The following is a 17,337-nucleotide window of genomic DNA, read 5'->3' on the forward strand; positions in this document are numbered from 1 at the left end:
GGATTTAATTGCTGGAAAAATATTGGATAAGAAATGGGAGTGTTAAATAAACTGTGTCAAACCGAAAAAAAAGTAATAAATTGATATAAAAAAATGGAGGTTTGACAATGAGTCAGAAAGTAGTAAACAGAACTACCGGTTTGGTAGATTATAAAGAATTAGAAACAAATATCCTGTCGTCTATACGAGAAGGAAGACCGTTGACAGGAAGAGATGGAGCATTAACACCGTTTATAAAAAAGTTGCTGGAGGTAAGCCTGGAAGGTGAAATAGAAAACCACTTGTCGGCTGAAAGCGAAGAGAATAATCGAAGAAATGGGAGGAATGCAAAGACTTTACGTACAAGCGCAGGGTCATTTGAGCTTTTGACGCCAAGAGATAGGGAAGGAAGTTTCGAACCACAAATAGTCAAAAAAAGGCAAACAAACTTACATCCAGAGCTTGAAACGAAGATTTTGAGCACATTTGCCAGTGGTATGGGCTATAGAGATATAGTGTCACATGTTGAGGAAATTTATGATCACAAAATATCGGTGGCAGAGATATCAAGTATTACTGACAAATTGCTACCAGTAATCAACGAATGGCGTAGTCGCCCGCTGCAGTCTGTATATCCGATAGTTTTCATGGTTTTTTAAAGTCAAAGAGGACGGGCATTGCGTAAGTAAATGCATGTATAACATATTAGGCATAGATCAAAATGGCAAAAAAGAAGTATTAGGTTTTTATTTGGCTGAAAGTGAAGGAGCTAACTTCTGGTTGGGAGTGCTAAATGACCTCAAAGAAAGAGGAGTAGAAGATATCCTTATTGCCTGCGTTGATGGGCTGAAAAGCTTTCCTGCAGCTATAAACAGTGTCTTTCCTAATGCGGAAGTGCAGATGTGTATAGTGCATCAGATACGCAACTCACTGAAGTATGTGGCCAGTAAAGATGCGAAGAGTTTTTTGAGCGATTTAAAGAAGGTATATCAAGCTTCAAGCAAGGAAATTGCCGAGAATTATCTGTTGGAATTAGATGAAAAATGGGGCACAAAGTACCCTATGGTTATAAAATCTTGGCAGAATAATTGGGAAAACTTGTCTGGTTATTTTAAGTATTCTGGTCCAGTTAGGAGGATAATCTACACCACCAATCCCATAGAGGGGCTACATAGGCAAATTAGGAAATTCACTAAGACCAAAGGCTCATTTACCAGCATAAATGCCTTGTATAAGCAGGTATATTGTGCTATAAAGAAGGCAGAGGAAAAGTGGACGATGCCTGTACATGATTGGGCATTAACTATCTCTCAACTTGATGTTTTCTTTCCTGGCAGATTGAAAATTGAGTTGAACTAAAAATGCGGTTTGACACAGTTTATTTAACACTCCCAATAATTAAGTGATTTTTTAGTAGATGCTGGCTTTAAGCTTATTATACTTGATCCTTGAGCTTTTGTCTGTTCTTGTGTATCTTTCTCTGTTAACTTCCCATTTTGTTGTTCATCTTCAGCTGTTGAATTTTCAACTTGCTGTATTTTCAACTCGTAATTTTCTCCAAGTGTGTCTGTATGCGCTTTAACAGATGACATTGCAACACTTCTTACTTTTTCTAATTCTACATTCAGATGTTCAACTTGCTCTTGTAACTTTTTATTATCCCCTTGTGAAGACTCTAATTTTCTCTCCAATTCTGCCTTTAGTCTTTCTATTTCTTCAGCTTTATTTCCTTCTAAGATCTGCTTTTCTTCTTCAGTAGCGTTTAGCTGACTGATTAAAATTTTTAATTTATCTTCTAAGTCAACTTTTTTCCCTGTAGTTGTTGCTCTTGATTATTTAGTGGTAGTTGCTGCGCTAACAATTCCATCACGCTCAAAGAAGTTTTATTTAAGGTATCACCTATTCCAGCTAACTCCCATTCTTTACTTCCTTCTAAGATCTGCACTTGTTCTTGCAACCTAGCAATCTCATTTTCTGAGCTCTTTTTCTCTACTTCAGCAGTTCTTAATTGACTTCCCAAGCTCTCTAATTTGCGTTCTAACTCACGCTGACTTTCCTCATGCATTTTGCGTTCTTCTTTCATAGCTTTTAACTGCTCCTCTTTTTCACTATTTAAAGCATTAATTCTGTCTTTTAATTCAACATCTTCCTTTCTTTCTTGCTTCAATTCTGTTTCTTTTTGCTGTAGATAATTTATCTTCTCCAATTGTTCTGTTGACTCCTTCTCTTTTACAGATAAATTTTCCTTGAGTTTTGTTACTTGCGCTTGCAAATCTTCATTGTCTTTCTTAACAGCCTCATTTATATCTTTATTTTTATCGATAAGTGATTTAATGAAAGCTTCTTGCTCTCTTATTCTTTTCTCTTGATCAGATATAGTGCGCTGTTGTTCGTTATTTTTAGCATCCATTTCCTTTTTATCTTCATCTAATCCTTCATTTAACCGCATTAAACTATTTATTTTCGTGTCTTTTTCTTTCACCTCTACCAACTCTTCTTTGCATTCTGCAAGTTTAGATTCCAAATCCTCATTTTCCTTTTTTAAGAAGGCATTTTGTAAACGCTCAAGTTCTAGTTCCTGACTTACACCTTCCTCCTCTATGCTTACTTCTTCCATACTATCGTATTCTTCATCAATGAATTCATCATTTACTATAGTATCAAAACAACTCTCATCAGTGAACTCACTATTTTCTTCAGTTTGAACCTCTCCATCCTTACTTATTACTTCACTCTGGCTCCCTTTTTCTGCAACCTCAGGTTTTAAGTCAGCTCCAATATTTTTATCCGTTGTTTCAACACATTCGGTCTGCATTATCGTATCTTGAAATGTTACTTTATTAGATAGAATATTTTCCGCCCATTTGTTCCATTTCTTTGGTAGTATTCGTCCAATCGTTTTTAAGTACAACCAAGCAAATACAGTAGACCAACTGTATTTTTTTTCCTTTCGTTTAACATTAATTTCATAATTAACCGTATTGTTAGTATTTAGCATAAAATTACCTTATTTTTTAACTTCGATTTACAGAAAATTTTAACAGTAGTAAAGTTATATATATTAGTATAAATGTTAAATAAATACTAACGCAGGTATCAAATTATGGTAAAGTCTTTGCCCGCCTAATACACTTTAAGCAGAAACGTACATGTCTGTAAGTACAGCATTTGCTTTTTCTATCGCTCTTGCTAACATTTCCTGTTCATTGTTCTGATTTTTCACATTGATTACCTGAGCAGCTAAGTTTGCAGGAAAAGTGACCAAACTGACTTCCCATAATTCCACTTGTTTTAACACTCTAGTGTCTTAAACGACTTATAAGCGCGTTTCAGCTTGTGTGGGTAAAAACCCAGAAATGTTGTGAAGACATAAGGTGCACATAGTGCAAAAAATTAAAAATAAGACGCCAACTACGTTGTTTTCTTGCTGTTTAATCTGCACAGATGAAGATAACTGAATACCTTCACTATCATGATAAGGGGGCTGGCGGAGTTTGTAAAGCAATTTTTTAGCCCTGTCTCTTTGCTATAATGTTCATATCGATAGAAAAGCAAAAGAATAGAATGAAATATCAAGTGATATCCTCTATAATTAAATTTTTTGAATGAAGAGATGACGATTCGTGTAGGAATTAATGGTCTGGGTAGAATAGGCAGAGGCGTATTGCGTGCTATTTTCGAAATAGAAGAATATAGCAAACAAATAGAAGTTGTAGCTGTGAATGGATCGCTCAGTGCAAAGCAGCATGAACATTTGATTAAATATGATTCTGTTCATGGCAAATTCAGTGGTGATATTGACTTTAATGAGTCTCAAAATTGGCTATCTATAAATGGCAGAAAATTTTCTTTATATAGAGAACGGAGCCCTGAAAATATTCCTTGGAATGTTGATGTAATACTTGAATGTACTGGTGCATTTAACAAGCGTGAAGAAGCAATAAGGCACAATGCAGAGAAAGTGATTGTCTCTGCTCCAGTTCCAGATGCTGATGTAACTATAGTTTATGGTGTGAATAATGATATGCTCAAAAAAGAGCATAAAGTAATATCAGCAGGTTCTTGCACTACAAATTGCCTTGCTCCGATTGTGAAAGTCCTACACTCTAATCTAGGTATAAAAAGTGGCTTTATGACTACTATACATGCCTATACGAATGATCAAAATGTTCTTGATGGCAATCATAGAGACTTATGCAGAGCAAGGGCTTGCGGATTATCTATGGTGCCAACTACAACCGGGGCAGCAAAAACAATCGGTTCTGTAATTCCTGAATTAAAGGGAAAGCTAGATGGCACTGCCGTCAGAGTTCCAGTTAGCAATGTTTCTATGGTTGATTTTAAATTTACGACTGATAAGAAAGCGACCGTTAAAGAAATAAATGAAATGTTTAAGGATGCAGCTCTCTCCTCTACGTCATTCCAGCGCGTGACGCTGGAATCTAATTTCTGGATCCCAGTGTCAGCTACTCGGATGACATCAGAGGGTACTAGGATGACAGAGGGTTCTCCAATGTCAAATGTACTTTCTATATGCACGGAACCTTTAGTTTCAATAGACTTTGTGCATAACCCTTATAGCGCAATTGTGGATTCAACTGGTACATATGTTACAGGCGACATCTGTAGAGTTGCAGCGTGGTATGACAATGAGTGGGCTTTTTCGCTGAGAATGTTAGACATAGCATTATTGAGCCATAGTAAAGTATGAATGGAAACCCAAACAAATATGCTTCATTTTGTGAGCACTTTGCGGAACTCAGAAAAAGAGTTATCTTTTGCTTTCTATTTTTTTGCGTTACTTTTGGTTTTTGTTACTACTTTAAGGAAAATATATACCGTTTTTTACTTGCACCTTTAATAGAAGCAACAAAAGATAGCGAAGGTTTTTCTTTAATTTACACAGACTTAACAGAGGCATTTTTTGTGTATCTTAGAGTCGCAATAATGAGCGCACTTTTGTTTTCTTTTCCTGTGTTTGCATGGCAATTCTATATGTTCTTAGCACCTGGGTTATATAAAAGTGAAAGGGCAGTGTTGTTGCCATACTTAATTGCAACCCCGGTTTTATTTGTAACGGGAGCTACTGTAGTCTATTACTATATATTTCCTTTAGCCTGGAAGTTTTTTATCAACTTCGAACACAGTGGTAAATCCTTCGATATACCGATAGAGTTTATGCCATCAGTTAGCGAATATTTAGACCTCGTTCTCCAATTTATGTTTGCATTTGGCACTGCATTTCAAATTCCAGTAATACTCACATTGATGGTGAGAGTAGGGTTACTCACTACACAAAGTTTGTCAAATAAACGCAGAATCGCGATAGTGGTAATTTTTATTATCGCTGCAATCTTAACTCCACCTGATGTATTAAGCCAAGTAGGGCTTTCAATACCAATGCTGATTCTATATGAATTGTCCATTTTGATATGTAGGTATATTGAGAAGAAGGCAAAGGTTTGAATAAATATGTATTTGTAACGTTCTTTTTCGAGCACAAGCACCTTTCTCTTGTTTGAGTGTGTGTGATAATTCCTAATAAGACTTTTTGTATTTGATTTTTTACATAAAACATGCAATAATTAAACTTAGTAGACTTATGGGAGTAATTGTATGTTTGGTTTAACAGAAGAACAAAGGAAATTATATGATCGGTTACAGAACGCAATAAAAGATCATGGTAACGTTGCTGAAATTCTACAAGGAGTTTCAAAAGATGATTTACTAGCAGTTCTTAGTGCTCGTGGTACAACCATAGAGTTCAAAAATGGTGAAAGATATACTAAAAAACTATTTTACTATAGTAGAGTTATTAAGAATCAAGAAGGCTTGAAAGTTATTTCTGATGAGATGACAAAGAAAGATATATCACTTGATGAAATATTAAATGCTGAGATTATAAATATTGAATTCCCCAACGTTGTAAAATTTGATGGGACGCCGCCTGAAGACAAGCAAATGCTTTTTGATGAACTTGGGGATTTTGTCGAGAGTTTTGTCGAGAGTTTTGTCGAGAGTTTTGCCAAGGGTTTTGCCAAAGGTTTTAATGATAAAATGAAAGAGAAACATGAGATAGAAACTAAACAAGTAACTAATAAAGCAATAGGAATTGGTATCACTTGTGGTGTTATAGCTGCATTGGCAGTCGGTGTTGGATGTGGTGTTGCCGGTGTTCAATTATCAGTATTAGCTATAGTTGGCATAGCTGTAGCTGCTGCGCTGGCAGTCGGGATTGTTGCTGGCGTTATTACATATGCAGTATTAAAACCTAGTGGTAGACTAGAAGAAGCTCACGCACAAGAAGAAAAAGAAAAGGTACCTGCTTAGAAATTCGCCATATAGTTAAGTTAAAAACAGTAGAAGGAAGAAGCCTTCTTCCTTGTCTTTTACCGAAATACCAATTTTCTTATTTAAGCATATATTGAGGTTATTCACGGCATTGTGAATAACTTGGTTGATAACCCAGTGGAATACATAGTTTACGCGTTATGAGTACTTTGGAGATCTATAATAAGTATGATCTCCAAATACTAATATATAATACTTAAAGAGATACTTTAACACTTTCTCTTAAGTACTAATCTGGAGGTTCGACAAGTTGCTGTTTAAAAGGTTGGGAAGTAGTTTTATTAGCATTGAAAATTACATAATAAGCATTATGGAAAATAAAATCACATAATATAAGAAGCAACGCTAAAAATAAAATCACATAATATAGCGAACTATAGCTAACCTAAGAAAGGTTTTCCTACGTCATACCGCCGCGGTATCTCTCAGCCGCTAACAAGTAGCGGGATGACGAGCTTATCGTCATCCCGCCGCGAACCGTCATACCGCGATTCATTCGCGGTATCTCGGCATAGATTCCGCTAACTAGTAGCGGGATGACGAATTTGTCGTTTTTCAAATTGTCGGTAAATCTAAGTCAGTTTAGCTATATAAAACATAGTATAAAAAGAGCTATTTCAGCAAAATTTTAAACAAATAAAGTTCATTAGCTTCACAATTGGCACTTTATGAGAAAAGTACATTTGATATACAGATTTAAAATACAAGTTAACGAATTATTATGATTTTTACCAAGATAATAATATAGTAAGGTTTGGTAGTGAGGTATCAAAATGGGAAAATACACTAACGCATGGTTTTATAAGAAAGATAATCACGATTGTGCAAACGATGGTACTTGCGGGCAATCTATAACGGATTTTAGGATTGGTGATTCTAAAATTTCTTTCCACGATAACCATGGAAGAACGATTGCACAAATACCTAAGTTGCCTAACGGAAACTCTTTTACATACTATAATAATTTATATAAAACTGCACAATCAAGAAACTTTGGTGAGAATACAAAATACGTAGGAGTACAAGATGTGCTGCCTAATCAATTTAATTTTGAATACGGAAAGTTGAATTGCGTAATACATTATGACAATGTATCGCAACAAGAACAGGAGCAAATGAAGCTCGATATTAAAAATGCTTATGAAGCATATAAAGCAAAGTTTTGTATTGCTAGTAATATTCAAGTTACTGTGCATACCTATATTTTTAATAATGGAGATGATTATAGGAGATATGGCACTTTGGTTCCTGGGTTTTCACGGAGTCAATCTTCGCTCAATATTTCTGGTGGGATGACGAACGGAGAAAGCGTATTGCTCTATAAAGACGCTTATACGGACAACGTTTTAGCCCATGAATTCGGTCATGTGTTTCAATTTAAGCTTTCCGAAGCAAAAGTAGAGGAGTTAGACCGTATAAATAATCAGCTGATGGCAAATGCAATTGGACTTGAAGTAGAAGAAAAAAATTATAAAGCTATTTGCAAGCAGATGGGTGTAGATGAATATAAAGACCATGGATCGATGTTTCAATTTAAATATAAAGATACAACTGGTAGTATATACCGCAAGGACCTTTCAGAAGAAGAGAAATTTCAAATTATACAACGTGTCAAGAATTCTGGACTAGATGAATATGAAGACCGTGGATCGATGTTTCAATTTAAATATAAAGGTACACTTTATAAATATCACAAGAACCTTTCAGAAGAAGAAAAATTTAAAGCTATACAAAATGTCAAGAATATTCATGAACTAGTAGATGAATATAAAGACCATGGATCGATGTTTAGTTTTAAATACAAAGGCACCACTTATAACGTAAAATGCGAGTACTTTTCAGAAAAAGAAAAACTTCAATTTATCAAAGACATTAAGAACTCTCATGAATCGCTCATTAGTGAATGTGATGGATTAAATGAGGGGCCATTAAGTCAGAATGCAACTGTAGTAATTTCTATTGATGAAAATAAGGAGATAAGTCGAATGTATTTTCATAATCCAGACAAGAATATGTCCGAATGGTTAGATAAGACACTTATAAGCAGAAGTAAGTCTGAAGAAGATGTGGATGACACAGATCCAAAACCAGGAAAAGAGCCTGAACCAGAATCAGGAAAAGAATCCAAAGAGGATATAAGCAGAAGTAAACCTGAACAAGAGGTGGAAAAATCAAATGAAGTAGAGCAAAGTAATGTAGATGTAGAAGAGGAAAAAAGTAACCAGCAAGACACTCAGCAACCCAGTAATTTCTTAGGGAGTGTTAAATAAACTGTGTCAAACCGCATTTTTAGTTCAACTCAATTTTCAATCTGCCAGGAAAGAAAACATCAAGTTGAGAGATAGTTAATGCCCAATCATGTACAGGCATCGTCCACTTTTCCTCTGCCTTCTTTATAGCACAATATACCTGCTTATACAAGGCATTTATGCTGGTAAATGAGCCTTTGGTCTTAGTGAATTTCCTAATTTGCCTATGTAGCCCCTCTATGGGATTGGTGGTGTAGATTATCCTCCTAACTGGACCAGAATACTTAAAATAACCAGACAAGTTTTCCCAATTATTCTGCCAAGATTTTATAACCATAGGGTACTTTGTGCCCCATTTTTCATCTAATTCCAACAGATAATTCTCGGCAATTTCCTTGCTTGAAGCTTGATATACCTTCTTTAAATCGCTCAAAAAACTCTTCGCATCTTTACTGGCCACATACTTCAGTGAGTTGCGTATCTGATGCACTATACACATCTGCACTTCCGCATTAGGAAAGACACTGTTTATAGCTGCAGGAAAGCTTTTCAGCCCATCAACGCAGGCAATAAGGATATCTTCTACTCCTCTTTCTTTGAGGTCATTTAGCACTCCCAACCAGAAGTTAGCTCCTTCACTTTCAGCCAAATAAAAACCTAATACTTCTTTTTTGCCATTTTGATCTATGCCTAATATGTTATACATGCATTTACTTACGCAATGCCCGTCCTCTTTGACTTTAAAAAACCATGAAAACTATCGGATATACAGACTGCAGCGGGCGACTACGCCATTCGTTGATTACTGGTAGCAATTTGTCAGTAATACTTGATATCTCTGCCACCGATATTTTGTGATCATAAATTTCCTCAACATGTGACACTATATCTCTATAGCCCATACCACTGGCAAATGTGCTCAAAATCTTCGTTTCAAGCTCTGGATGTAAGTTTGTTTGCCTTTTTTTGACTATTTGTGGTTCGAAACTTCCTTCCCTATCTCTTGGCGTCAAAAGCTCAAATGACCCTGCGCTTGTACGTAATACTTTCTGACTCATTGTCAAACCTCCATTTTTTTATATCAATTTATTACTTTTTTTTCGGTTTGACACAGTTTATTTAATACTCCCACTACTTCAGTGACGAAAAAAGACAGATTTGTTGGGCACACTTGTTAAGGGATTTCGAAAGGCTATCTACCCACTTTAAATGGTGCTATATTGGGCCTTAACTTGACGCGTATGGTTTATTTAACACTCCCGGTTAAAATAATTACTTAGCAAACAATAGGTTTCATGTAATGGTAACCCTATAACGGAAGAGTAGGAGCCGCGTAAGAACAATACGAACATCCCAGCTAGGCCTTGTATATTGCATCCCCCTGCCCTATTTTTCCACTCTTCTGATGCTAAATAATACTTAATTTCTTGTTCACTGAGACGTTTAAATTTCACTATTGTAACCACAGTTCTAATATGTTGTTTAGATTGATCGGGAGTTAATAGACACACACTGGTATATACTCTATGCCTTCTTCCTGATAACAAGCGGATGCATTTTTCTGCTTGCTCAACGTTTTCAGCTTTAAGCAATATCCTTCTACCACAAGCAACAACTGTATCAACACCAAGCACAAAGTAATTTGGATTTGAACTTTGTATTTTCTCAGCTTTACTTTTTGCCATACGGATTGAGTAATCCTTCGGAAGTTCCTTTTTTAAAGGGGCTTCATCTATGTCTGCTGGCAAAATTAAACCTGGCTCAATATTTATTTGTTTTAGTAAAGCTATACGCCTTTTCGATGATGAAGCAAGAATAAGATTATTTAGAGATCGTTCTGTCACTTGTACCTTTAAGCCTTCTAATGATCCGACCTTTTTTCGCATTCCTATCGTAAATGCTCATCTCAACTAACACCCTATCCCCGATAATGATGCGTATTTTACTTCTTCTCACTTTCCCTGATACATGACAGATAATCTCATGTTCATTGTCCAGTTTCACTCTAAATTCTGCTGCAGGTAGTAAAGCAGTTACTGCCCCTTCCACTTCAAAAATTGTTTTCGATTTCTCGTCTTTTATCATATGTTATATTATAATTTAATAATCTTTTTCAGTCTACTATAGATTTTAAATTATTATCAACACAAAAGACTTTTTGCACCCCACTTAAGTATTTCTCTTGCAACTTAACCCCAACCATCTTCACAATAATGCGAGAGGAAGGTGAGCTACCTACCTACGTTTCTACTCCTTGCCTGTGCTCTGATAGGACTTACGGACCCTAGGACTAGAACTGAACTACAAGGATTATTATCACAATTCTCCTCATTGCTATCATATGCGCTATCATTGTCCCCTTCCTGTGGAACATAAGACTTATTATCAGATTCACTATCAAAGCTTAAAGATCTGGATAACTCTATCTTCTTTCGTGGAACATTATCAGGCTCACTAGAAATGTCTCCTGTTAGAGTATAAAATTGATTGTTGAAGCCTTTTTGTTTATCAGCAAACGTTTCTTCACTTAACTCTTCTACTTGACCACGGAAAAACTCTTTTTCTTTTTCACTGTTTTGTAATTTTTTCATCAGACCTTCAATATCCAAAACTTTACCTGCAATGATGTCGCTCAATGCATCAAGGTTCTCTTCCAATTCCTTAATCTCATCTTCATGCTCTTTTTCCAACCCTTGCATTTGACATTTTAAATTGCTTATAAACTGCTCCTTTTCCTCCATTATTTGTGCTTCTTGGTCTATCTCTTTTTCACGTTCTTTTAATTTTTCTTCTAATTCCTTCTTTTCTGTATTAACAACTTTCAGCTTGTCCTCTAGCTTTCTTTTTTCTTCATGCACACTTTTAAATTCTTCCTCATTCCTCTTCAGGTTTTCTTTAAGCTGCGTTAACTCCTTGCGCATTGCATCTATTTCTGCCTTTGATCCTCGCTCCTTTTTTTCAAGTTTATCTTGTAAATCGCTAGTCCATTTTTTTAATGTTTCAATTCTTTGCCCAGCTTCTGCAAGTTTCTGATTCACTTCTTTTTTTTCTGCTTCAGCACTTTTTAACTTATTGATTAATTCTTGGGTTACCTCTTCCGAGCATGATAATTTTTTTTGCAGATCTAATACTTGTTCTGAAAGCTGTTCTTGGTTTCCATCCATCTTCTTATTCAAGTGTTCTAAATGGTTAAACTTGTCCTCTAAATCAGATTTTCCTTCCTGCACATGATATAGTTCTTCTTGCGATTTCTTTAATTCACTTTTTAACTCCTCCTTTTTTGCATTAGCAACTTCCAGCTCTTGCCTTAGCTTTCCTTTTTCTTCACATACACTTTCAAGTTCTTGTGCTTTCCCTTGTAGCTCTGCTAACGCACTTGCTAACTTTTTATCTTTTTGTGCCAGTTCAGTTTGCAATTCTGTGTTTTTTTGCTCTTGCTCAATTTCTACAGGTCTCTGATCCGATACATAATGCTCATCACCAAGTCCACTATCAACGCTTGAAAATCTGCGTAATTTTTTCTTCTCTGGTGTAACATTAACTTTATCTTCATCTTCAGTGAGTTTAAGTATAAGCATTGTATCTCCTGGAAATTCCTCGTACTCGTTTTCTGGAATGTCGAATTCTGGTCTCTCTTCTCCAAGTTTATCTTGTAAATCGCTATTCTGCCTCTCTTTTACAATTGTTTGATTATCTTCTGCTTGGGTTGTTTCTAGTTTCTCCTGTAGTTGCTGATTTTCTTGTGTTAATTCATGGTGCTTTTTATTTATCACTTGCAACTCTGCTTCTTCTTGCTTCAATTCAACGTTTTCTTCGGACAGCATCTGATTATTTAAAATCAATTCATCCATTTGTTGTGAAGCAACTTCTGGTTGAGTTTCAGTGTGCTGTAAATTGACTTCTGTTTGAATTAATGCATTGCTATTAATAGAAGGAGAAGAAGGAAGGCTATTGTCATCATCAACTTTAGGGTCTGGACCTTTCGATTCCCCCCCTGGTTCCTTATCTTGATAGGCCACTATAGATTCATTTTGAAAATTATTATTAGCAGTAGGTACAACATCAGCAGCCTTACCCTTTTCTAGTGATTTCATTACAGCATCATGTAAGACGAGGCCTTGAATATATAATTCATCATTTTGCTTTATTAATTCTAGGATCTCCTCCGATGACACAAAATCTTCACCATCAAATTTTAGTACTTCAGTTATGCCGCTACTACTCACATTCATAATCATGGTACACATTCTGGATCCATTCTCTACAGGCCAAGTGCTTGTCATTTCATAATATGCGCCTTCTTTAAATTCATAATATCTTTTCTTATCTTCTTGATGAGCGTATATTTCATGTTTTTTATTGCAATAGATATTCAGTTCTTTAATATCTTTCTCTTGCTGTAAAATGTCACTAATCCTTGTTGGCTCACTTCTATTGTAATTAATAAGGTTAACATTCAAAACTCTATGAGCGTTATCAGTTTCTGTGTAATAAGCTTGAAGCTCTACGTCTTTCCTCTCAAAATATTTACTTGCAGCTTTTTTTCCCTGCTCTGCCAACTTTATGCATTTATTTATATCTTCCTTAAAGCTCTTATTAGCAGACTCTGTTACTGCTTTATCTATGTACGTTTGTTTAAAATCTCTATCGTTTATTAGGTCATAAAAACTCCACTCATCCCTATAAGCCTTTTGTATAGCAGTGAAGTCACTTTCTTCTTTTAAAAGTACTAAGAAGCCTACCTTGTCTTCTAGATCTTTTAGTTTAAAACCTGTTATTATCTTCTCTAATTGAGAATCAAATTCTTTATTGGCAAAATTTTCAGCAAGATTATTTAAATTTCTTAATTCTTTGCATAATTTATCATTTTCTGCAATTGAGCGGCAGAACTTTATTGTAGCAGAGTCCTTAGTGGAAGGATTTTCTTTTTCCACTTCATTGATACGGTTCTTGAGAGATATAAAAGGTAGTGTAAACCGTGATGAATAACATAATTTTTCTTTTTCTTCTCCATACAACACCAGTAGGCGATGTATTGCATACCAGGTACATGATGCTGCCCTTATAACTGATTCAACATCATAATTCTCTGACTGATCACTTGTTTTTCCTGCCTCTGCTGTTTTGTCTCCCTTAGTCAAACCTCCAATCATCACACACCTCCTTTAACTATATTTACATTATACCAATTAACATATATTCAAAAAAATCAAACTGTATAACCACGTTCTACACTAACTTTTATTATTAACTTAATTGTGTTGAAAATAACTGCAAGTGTTAAACTTAAGCTTTTGTCTTTCATTATGCACTACTCACTATAAGTTTACAATAATATCTTATATAATAGACTTAGTATTTTGAGTTATGCAAGTATTTTTTTTATTGGATAAAAGTTAAAAGACGTTTTCAGAAATCTTTAAGCTTAATAACATCCTCTCTTTTTGGACTAGTTGAAATTAGATGAATTGGTACACCTATTAATTTTTCTAACTTGTCTATATATTTTATTAAATTGATAGGCAATGCTTCAATCGACCTTTTACCTTGAGTATTTTCTTTCCAGCCAGGAAACTCTTCATATATTGGCTCTAATTCCTCCTGTATTGAATGCGATGCGGGTAAATAATCATACATTTTCCCGCTATACTTGTAACCAGTGCATATTTTAATTGTATCAAAAGAATCAAGCACATCTAATTTGGTTAATACAATGCTTGAAACTCCAGAAAGTTGCACAGCCTGGCGCACTAAAACTGCGTCAAACCATCCGCAGCGCCTTCTTCTATTGCTCACTGTTCCAAGCTCCTTGCCTATAGTAAATAAGCTATCTCCAATCTCGTTCTTTTGCTCAGTAGGGAATGGACCATTGCCCACTCTTGTTGTATAAGCTTTTACCACACCAATAATGTAAGCATTGGAGGCTAATCCTGAGCCTGTTATTGCTTGCGACGCTACAGTATTACTTGAAGTAACAAAAGGGTAAGTTCCGTGGTCGATATCTAAAAATGTGCCTTGGGCGCCTTCAAATATTATTTTCTTACCTTCTTTCACAAAGTCATTTAATATCCTCCACACAGGTTTTTTATATGAAAGAATTTTTTTTGAAATCCCTTGAATTTCTTTTAATATTTCTTCTTTTTTAACCACCTGGTAGTTAAGGCCTTTTCTGATAGCATTGTGGTAATTCAGAAGAGTATCCACTCTTTTATTGAGCTCATCTGCGTTTTCTAAATCACAAAGGCGTATAGCTCTCCTTCCAACTTTATCTTCATAACATGGCCCTATCCCTTTGTTTGTTGTACCAATTTTGTGATTTCCGTTTAAATCTTCAAATAGCTTTTCCTTGTCCTTATGTACGCTAAGTATTAATGGACAGCTCTCGGATACCATCAAGTTGTTATAGTTTATGTCCACTCCTTTAACTTTCAATGACTCTATTTCTGAGATTAGAGCATGTGAATCAAGAGCAACACCGTTTCCTATGATGGATATTTTGCCCGTTCTCAAAACAGCAGAGGGCAGTAAATTTAATTTATAAACCTCATCATCTATTACTATAGTGTGCCCTGCATTATTTCCTCCCTGAAATCTCACAACTACATCTGCATTCCCAGAAAGATAATCTACTATTTTACCCTTGCCTTCGTCACCCCATTGCAGACCAACAATTACAATGTTATTCATCATTATTTTCTAAATTAATACATAAATATTAATGCAGTACGCTACAAATGGAAAGAGAAATCTGCGCCTTTCCTGCACCTCTTAAATAAAGAAATATACTGTCGATTTTCTTAATATATTACCAAACTATTCATCATTATATGATATAACTTACAGCATATTTACAGTAAGGTGTTATTTATGAAAGAGGCAAAAGGAAAAAATAATAAGAGTCCAGTAGTTAGATTAAAGGCCACAGCTAAAGAGTTCAATTTTAGTAAATTAAGAGCAGGTCAAGATAATGAATTAGCAAATTCTGGTGAAACAATGTTCTTAGATTTTCAAAGGATGAATTTTATTATTAACGGAAAAGAAATAGATAAAAATCTTATTATTGCATTTAAGGAAGGAGCTAAGCACCACAAAAGCGAACTTTTTAATAGTGATGATATATATAATAACGAAATATTTAACAAAAAAGGAACAAGAGAAATAGATACGGATCATGGCAAAGCTTTTGTTGCTTCAGTACTCGAAGATATTGAGAAAGAGCTTGTAAGTAATGCATTGGGTGAGCTATGGAAAAATCACTGTGAAAATCCCAAAACTGCCAATCATCAAAAAACCGATTCATATAAGAAAGAATTTGAAGAATTTTACAATGCTGGCCAACATCTATTACCAACAGAGAAAGATGAAAACAAAGACTACCGTTCCTTTGCAAAAGAAGTTTTCAAAAAAATGTTTAGATACGCTGGAGCAGAAGTTCCAAGTAATGCTATTTTAGAAGAGCTAGTCACCAATTGTAATCAAGCAGGGTATGAGGCTGCTCCATTTATACAAACCCAACTTGCACTTGGACAGTCGTTCATAGTAGAAAATCCTAAAAAAGTAATAAATATTGATTGTGCTAACCAAAATAATGTAAGAATTAGATCTGACATGAGGCTACCAATACTCTCTGTTAAAAATCAAGTTATGCATGGTGATAAGATATGTGATCTGTCTAACTCATTAGAATTTACACTTGAGTCTCAAGATGGTAAAGACTTTGTAACATACAGAGATGGTAAATTGTCACTTACTATTCCTAAAGAGTTAAAAAATTATAAAGATAATGGCAAGAGCTTGTTTGACATTATTAAAGAATATTTTCAGAAATTCTGTGCAAAATTAGGATTTAAACCTGAGACAAAAATACAAATAGAGCATAGCTTAGGTACTCAAAGTAACTATTTAGATGGTACAATATCTGCTACAGGATCGGATGCAAATAAAGAGTTTATCAATCTTTTAAGCAAAAATCTCAGAGGGAGGTTATTGGAATCAGGAGTTGCTTTAGGAAATGAAGATGTTGATGGTATTGTTGAAGTCAGAGTATCTACAGTTATGGATCTGTTGAGTAATTATGCTAAATTGGAAGATAATAAAGAAAACAGAGAGTTATTAACAAGTGAAGTAGCAGATAATTTAGGGCTTTCCACTCAAGATAAAATAGCATCAGAAGTATTGAAAGAGTTTGATGATGAAATAATAAAGTTAATGCATACAGAAGGTATAAAGAATAACATAGGTCAACATATAATGGAATTAGGATCTTTACCTTCTTTGATAAAAGGTCAGGTTAATCATAATCAAGTGCAGTCTGTTGTAAATACTTTTATTAAGTTAATTATTGAAGGGAAAAGCGAAGTATACAAAGAAAAAAATGCAATTAATGCAATTGATGCAATTTATCAGAAGGTAGATAAGGCAATTGTTGAGCAAGAAAAAAGAGCAACCAACAAACAAGATATAGAAAATGATAAATGGACAGATAGAATCAAAAAACAGAAATTATCTGTGGAATCACATGAACATTTACTTTAAAGATACTGGTAGGCTCCTTGAATATTTTAGAGTTCATGGTTGCAACGGTTGCTATTTTACAATGCACCTAATCGTAAAAACTACGTGCCGTTGCATCATATGTTTCAAGAACGTTGGTAAAATGTTCAAGTTGATCTCGATTCAATACCTGATCTATTCTAGTTAGTTGGTCATTGCTGCTTTTAAAATTAGTTAGATCACATAACATAGCACGTTCTTCAGT

General features: G+C 34.9%; 13 protein-coding genes and 2 pseudogenes. 6 read left to right on the forward strand and 9 right to left on the reverse strand.

Annotation, left to right across the window (positions count from 1 at the left end; genetic code table 11):
* The first annotated feature begins 107 nt into the window (after positions 1–107).
* Positions 108–1,338: pseudogene (locus tag ABWU23_RS02620) on the forward strand (IS256-like element ISWpi15 family transposase).
* Between the two features lie 23 nt (positions 1,339–1,361).
* On the opposite strand, the gene ABWU23_RS02625 reads toward ABWU23_RS02620, so the two are convergent.
* The 3 genes from ABWU23_RS02625 to ABWU23_RS02635 all read right to left on the reverse strand — a co-directional run bounded on the left by ABWU23_RS02625 (position 1,362) and on the right by ABWU23_RS02635 (position 3,277).
* Positions 1,362–1,670 carry a hypothetical protein gene (locus ABWU23_RS02625; protein WP_353270745.1) on the reverse strand — a complete coding sequence of 103 codons (309 nt, stop codon included), beginning with the start codon at positions 1,668–1,670 and terminating at the stop codon, positions 1,362–1,364.
* A gap of 104 nt (positions 1,671–1,774) precedes the next feature.
* Complete coding sequence (locus ABWU23_RS02630) at positions 1,775–2,977, reverse strand: hypothetical protein (protein WP_353270746.1); 1,203 nt, start codon at positions 2,975–2,977, stop codon at positions 1,775–1,777.
* A gap of 135 nt (positions 2,978–3,112) precedes the next feature.
* Positions 3,113–3,277 carry an HK97 family phage prohead protease gene (locus ABWU23_RS02635; protein WP_410530044.1) on the reverse strand — a complete coding sequence of 55 codons (165 nt, stop codon included), beginning with the start codon at positions 3,275–3,277 and terminating at the stop codon, positions 3,113–3,115.
* 315 nt (positions 3,278–3,592) lie between these two features.
* Here ABWU23_RS02635 and ABWU23_RS02640 point away from each other — a divergent pair, with 315 nt between their 5' ends.
* The 4 genes from ABWU23_RS02640 (at position 3,593) to ABWU23_RS02655 (ending at position 8,600) form a co-directional block, all read left to right on the forward strand.
* On the forward strand, positions 3,593–4,690 hold the full coding sequence (locus ABWU23_RS02640; RefSeq protein ID WP_265045521.1) for a type I glyceraldehyde-3-phosphate dehydrogenase: 1,098 nt from the start codon (positions 3,593–3,595) through the stop codon (positions 4,688–4,690).
* Positions 4,687–5,445 carry a twin-arginine translocase subunit TatC gene (tatC, locus tag ABWU23_RS02645; protein ID WP_353270747.1) on the forward strand — a complete coding sequence of 253 codons (759 nt, stop codon included), beginning with the start codon at positions 4,687–4,689 and terminating at the stop codon, positions 5,443–5,445. The genes ABWU23_RS02640 and tatC overlap by 4 nt, the downstream gene beginning before the upstream one ends.
* Before the next feature lie 150 nt (positions 5,446–5,595).
* Positions 5,596–6,309 carry a hypothetical protein gene (locus ABWU23_RS02650; protein WP_353270748.1) on the forward strand — a complete coding sequence of 238 codons (714 nt, stop codon included), beginning with the start codon at positions 5,596–5,598 and terminating at the stop codon, positions 6,307–6,309.
* A 794-nt stretch (positions 6,310–7,103) separates the two neighbouring features.
* Complete coding sequence (locus ABWU23_RS02655; protein WP_253309064.1) at positions 7,104–8,600, forward strand: hypothetical protein; 1,497 nt, start codon at positions 7,104–7,106, stop codon at positions 8,598–8,600.
* Between the two features lie 19 nt (positions 8,601–8,619).
* On the opposite strand, the pseudogene ABWU23_RS02660 reads toward ABWU23_RS02655, so the two are convergent.
* The 5 genes and pseudogenes from ABWU23_RS02660 to ABWU23_RS02680 all read right to left on the reverse strand — a co-directional run.
* Positions 8,620–9,628: pseudogene (locus ABWU23_RS02660) on the reverse strand (IS256 family transposase); the annotation flags it as partial.
* Positions 9,629–9,829: 201 nt separating this feature from the next.
* Positions 9,830–10,423, reverse strand: coding sequence for a Maf family nucleotide pyrophosphatase (locus tag ABWU23_RS02665; protein ID WP_064125248.1), 594 nt, complete (start codon positions 10,421–10,423; stop codon positions 9,830–9,832).
* On the reverse strand, positions 10,401–10,664 hold the full coding sequence (infA, locus tag ABWU23_RS02670) for a translation initiation factor IF-1 (RefSeq protein ID WP_164224845.1): 264 nt from the start codon (positions 10,662–10,664) through the stop codon (positions 10,401–10,403). Before infA ends, ABWU23_RS02665 begins: the two co-directional genes overlap by 23 nt.
* Before the next feature lie 146 nt (positions 10,665–10,810).
* The gene (locus tag ABWU23_RS02675; RefSeq protein WP_353270749.1) at positions 10,811–13,732 is read right to left on the reverse strand and encodes a hypothetical protein; all 2,922 of its coding nucleotides are present in this window, start codon (positions 13,730–13,732) and stop codon (positions 10,811–10,813) included.
* 256 nt (positions 13,733–13,988) lie between these two features.
* Complete coding sequence (locus ABWU23_RS02680) at positions 13,989–15,266, reverse strand: adenylosuccinate synthase (protein ID WP_253309952.1); 1,278 nt, start codon at positions 15,264–15,266, stop codon at positions 13,989–13,991.
* 180 nt (positions 15,267–15,446) lie between these two features.
* Here ABWU23_RS02680 and ABWU23_RS02685 point away from each other — a divergent pair, with 180 nt between their 5' ends.
* A complete protein-coding gene (locus tag ABWU23_RS02685; RefSeq protein ID WP_353270750.1) occupies positions 15,447–17,114 on the forward strand; it encodes a hypothetical protein in 1,668 nt (555 codons plus the stop codon).
* A 67-nt stretch (positions 17,115–17,181) separates the two neighbouring features.
* Here the strand turns inward: ABWU23_RS02685 and ABWU23_RS02690 are convergent, their stop codons facing one another.
* A complete protein-coding gene (locus ABWU23_RS02690; RefSeq protein WP_253309257.1) occupies positions 17,182–17,322 on the reverse strand; it encodes a hypothetical protein in 141 nt (46 codons plus the stop codon).
* Between the last annotated feature and the right edge of the window lie 15 nt (positions 17,323–17,337).

Source organism: Wolbachia endosymbiont (group A) of Hedychridium roseum, assembly GCF_964028325.1.
Classification (GTDB): Bacteria; Pseudomonadota; Alphaproteobacteria; order Rickettsiales; family Anaplasmataceae; genus Wolbachia.

Excerpts from the sequence above, each read along its gene's own strand:
- ABWU23_RS02630 (WP_353270746.1), bottom strand. The coding sequence starts at position 2,977 with ATGCTAAATACTAACAATACGGTTAATTATGAAATTAATGTTAAACGA.
- ABWU23_RS02640 (WP_265045521.1), top strand. The coding sequence starts at position 3,593 with ATGACGATTCGTGTAGGAATTAATGGTCTGGGTAGAATAGGCAGAGGC.
- tatC (WP_353270747.1), top strand. The coding sequence starts at position 4,687 with ATGAATGGAAACCCAAACAAATATGCTTCATTTTGTGAGCACTTTGCG.
- ABWU23_RS02650 (WP_353270748.1), top strand. The coding sequence starts at position 5,596 with ATGTTTGGTTTAACAGAAGAACAAAGGAAATTATATGATCGGTTACAG.
- ABWU23_RS02655 (WP_253309064.1), top strand. The coding sequence starts at position 7,104 with ATGGGAAAATACACTAACGCATGGTTTTATAAGAAAGATAATCACGAT.
- infA (WP_164224845.1), bottom strand. The coding sequence starts at position 10,664 with ATGATAAAAGACGAGAAATCGAAAACAATTTTTGAAGTGGAAGGGGCA.
- ABWU23_RS02675 (WP_353270749.1), bottom strand. The coding sequence starts at position 13,732 with ATGATTGGAGGTTTGACTAAGGGAGACAAAACAGCAGAGGCAGGAAAA.
- ABWU23_RS02680 (WP_253309952.1), bottom strand. The coding sequence starts at position 15,266 with ATGAATAACATTGTAATTGTTGGTCTGCAATGGGGTGACGAAGGCAAG.
- ABWU23_RS02685 (WP_353270750.1), top strand. The coding sequence starts at position 15,447 with ATGAAAGAGGCAAAAGGAAAAAATAATAAGAGTCCAGTAGTTAGATTA.
- ABWU23_RS02690 (WP_253309257.1), bottom strand. The coding sequence starts at position 17,322 with ATGTTATGTGATCTAACTAATTTTAAAAGCAGCAATGACCAACTAACT.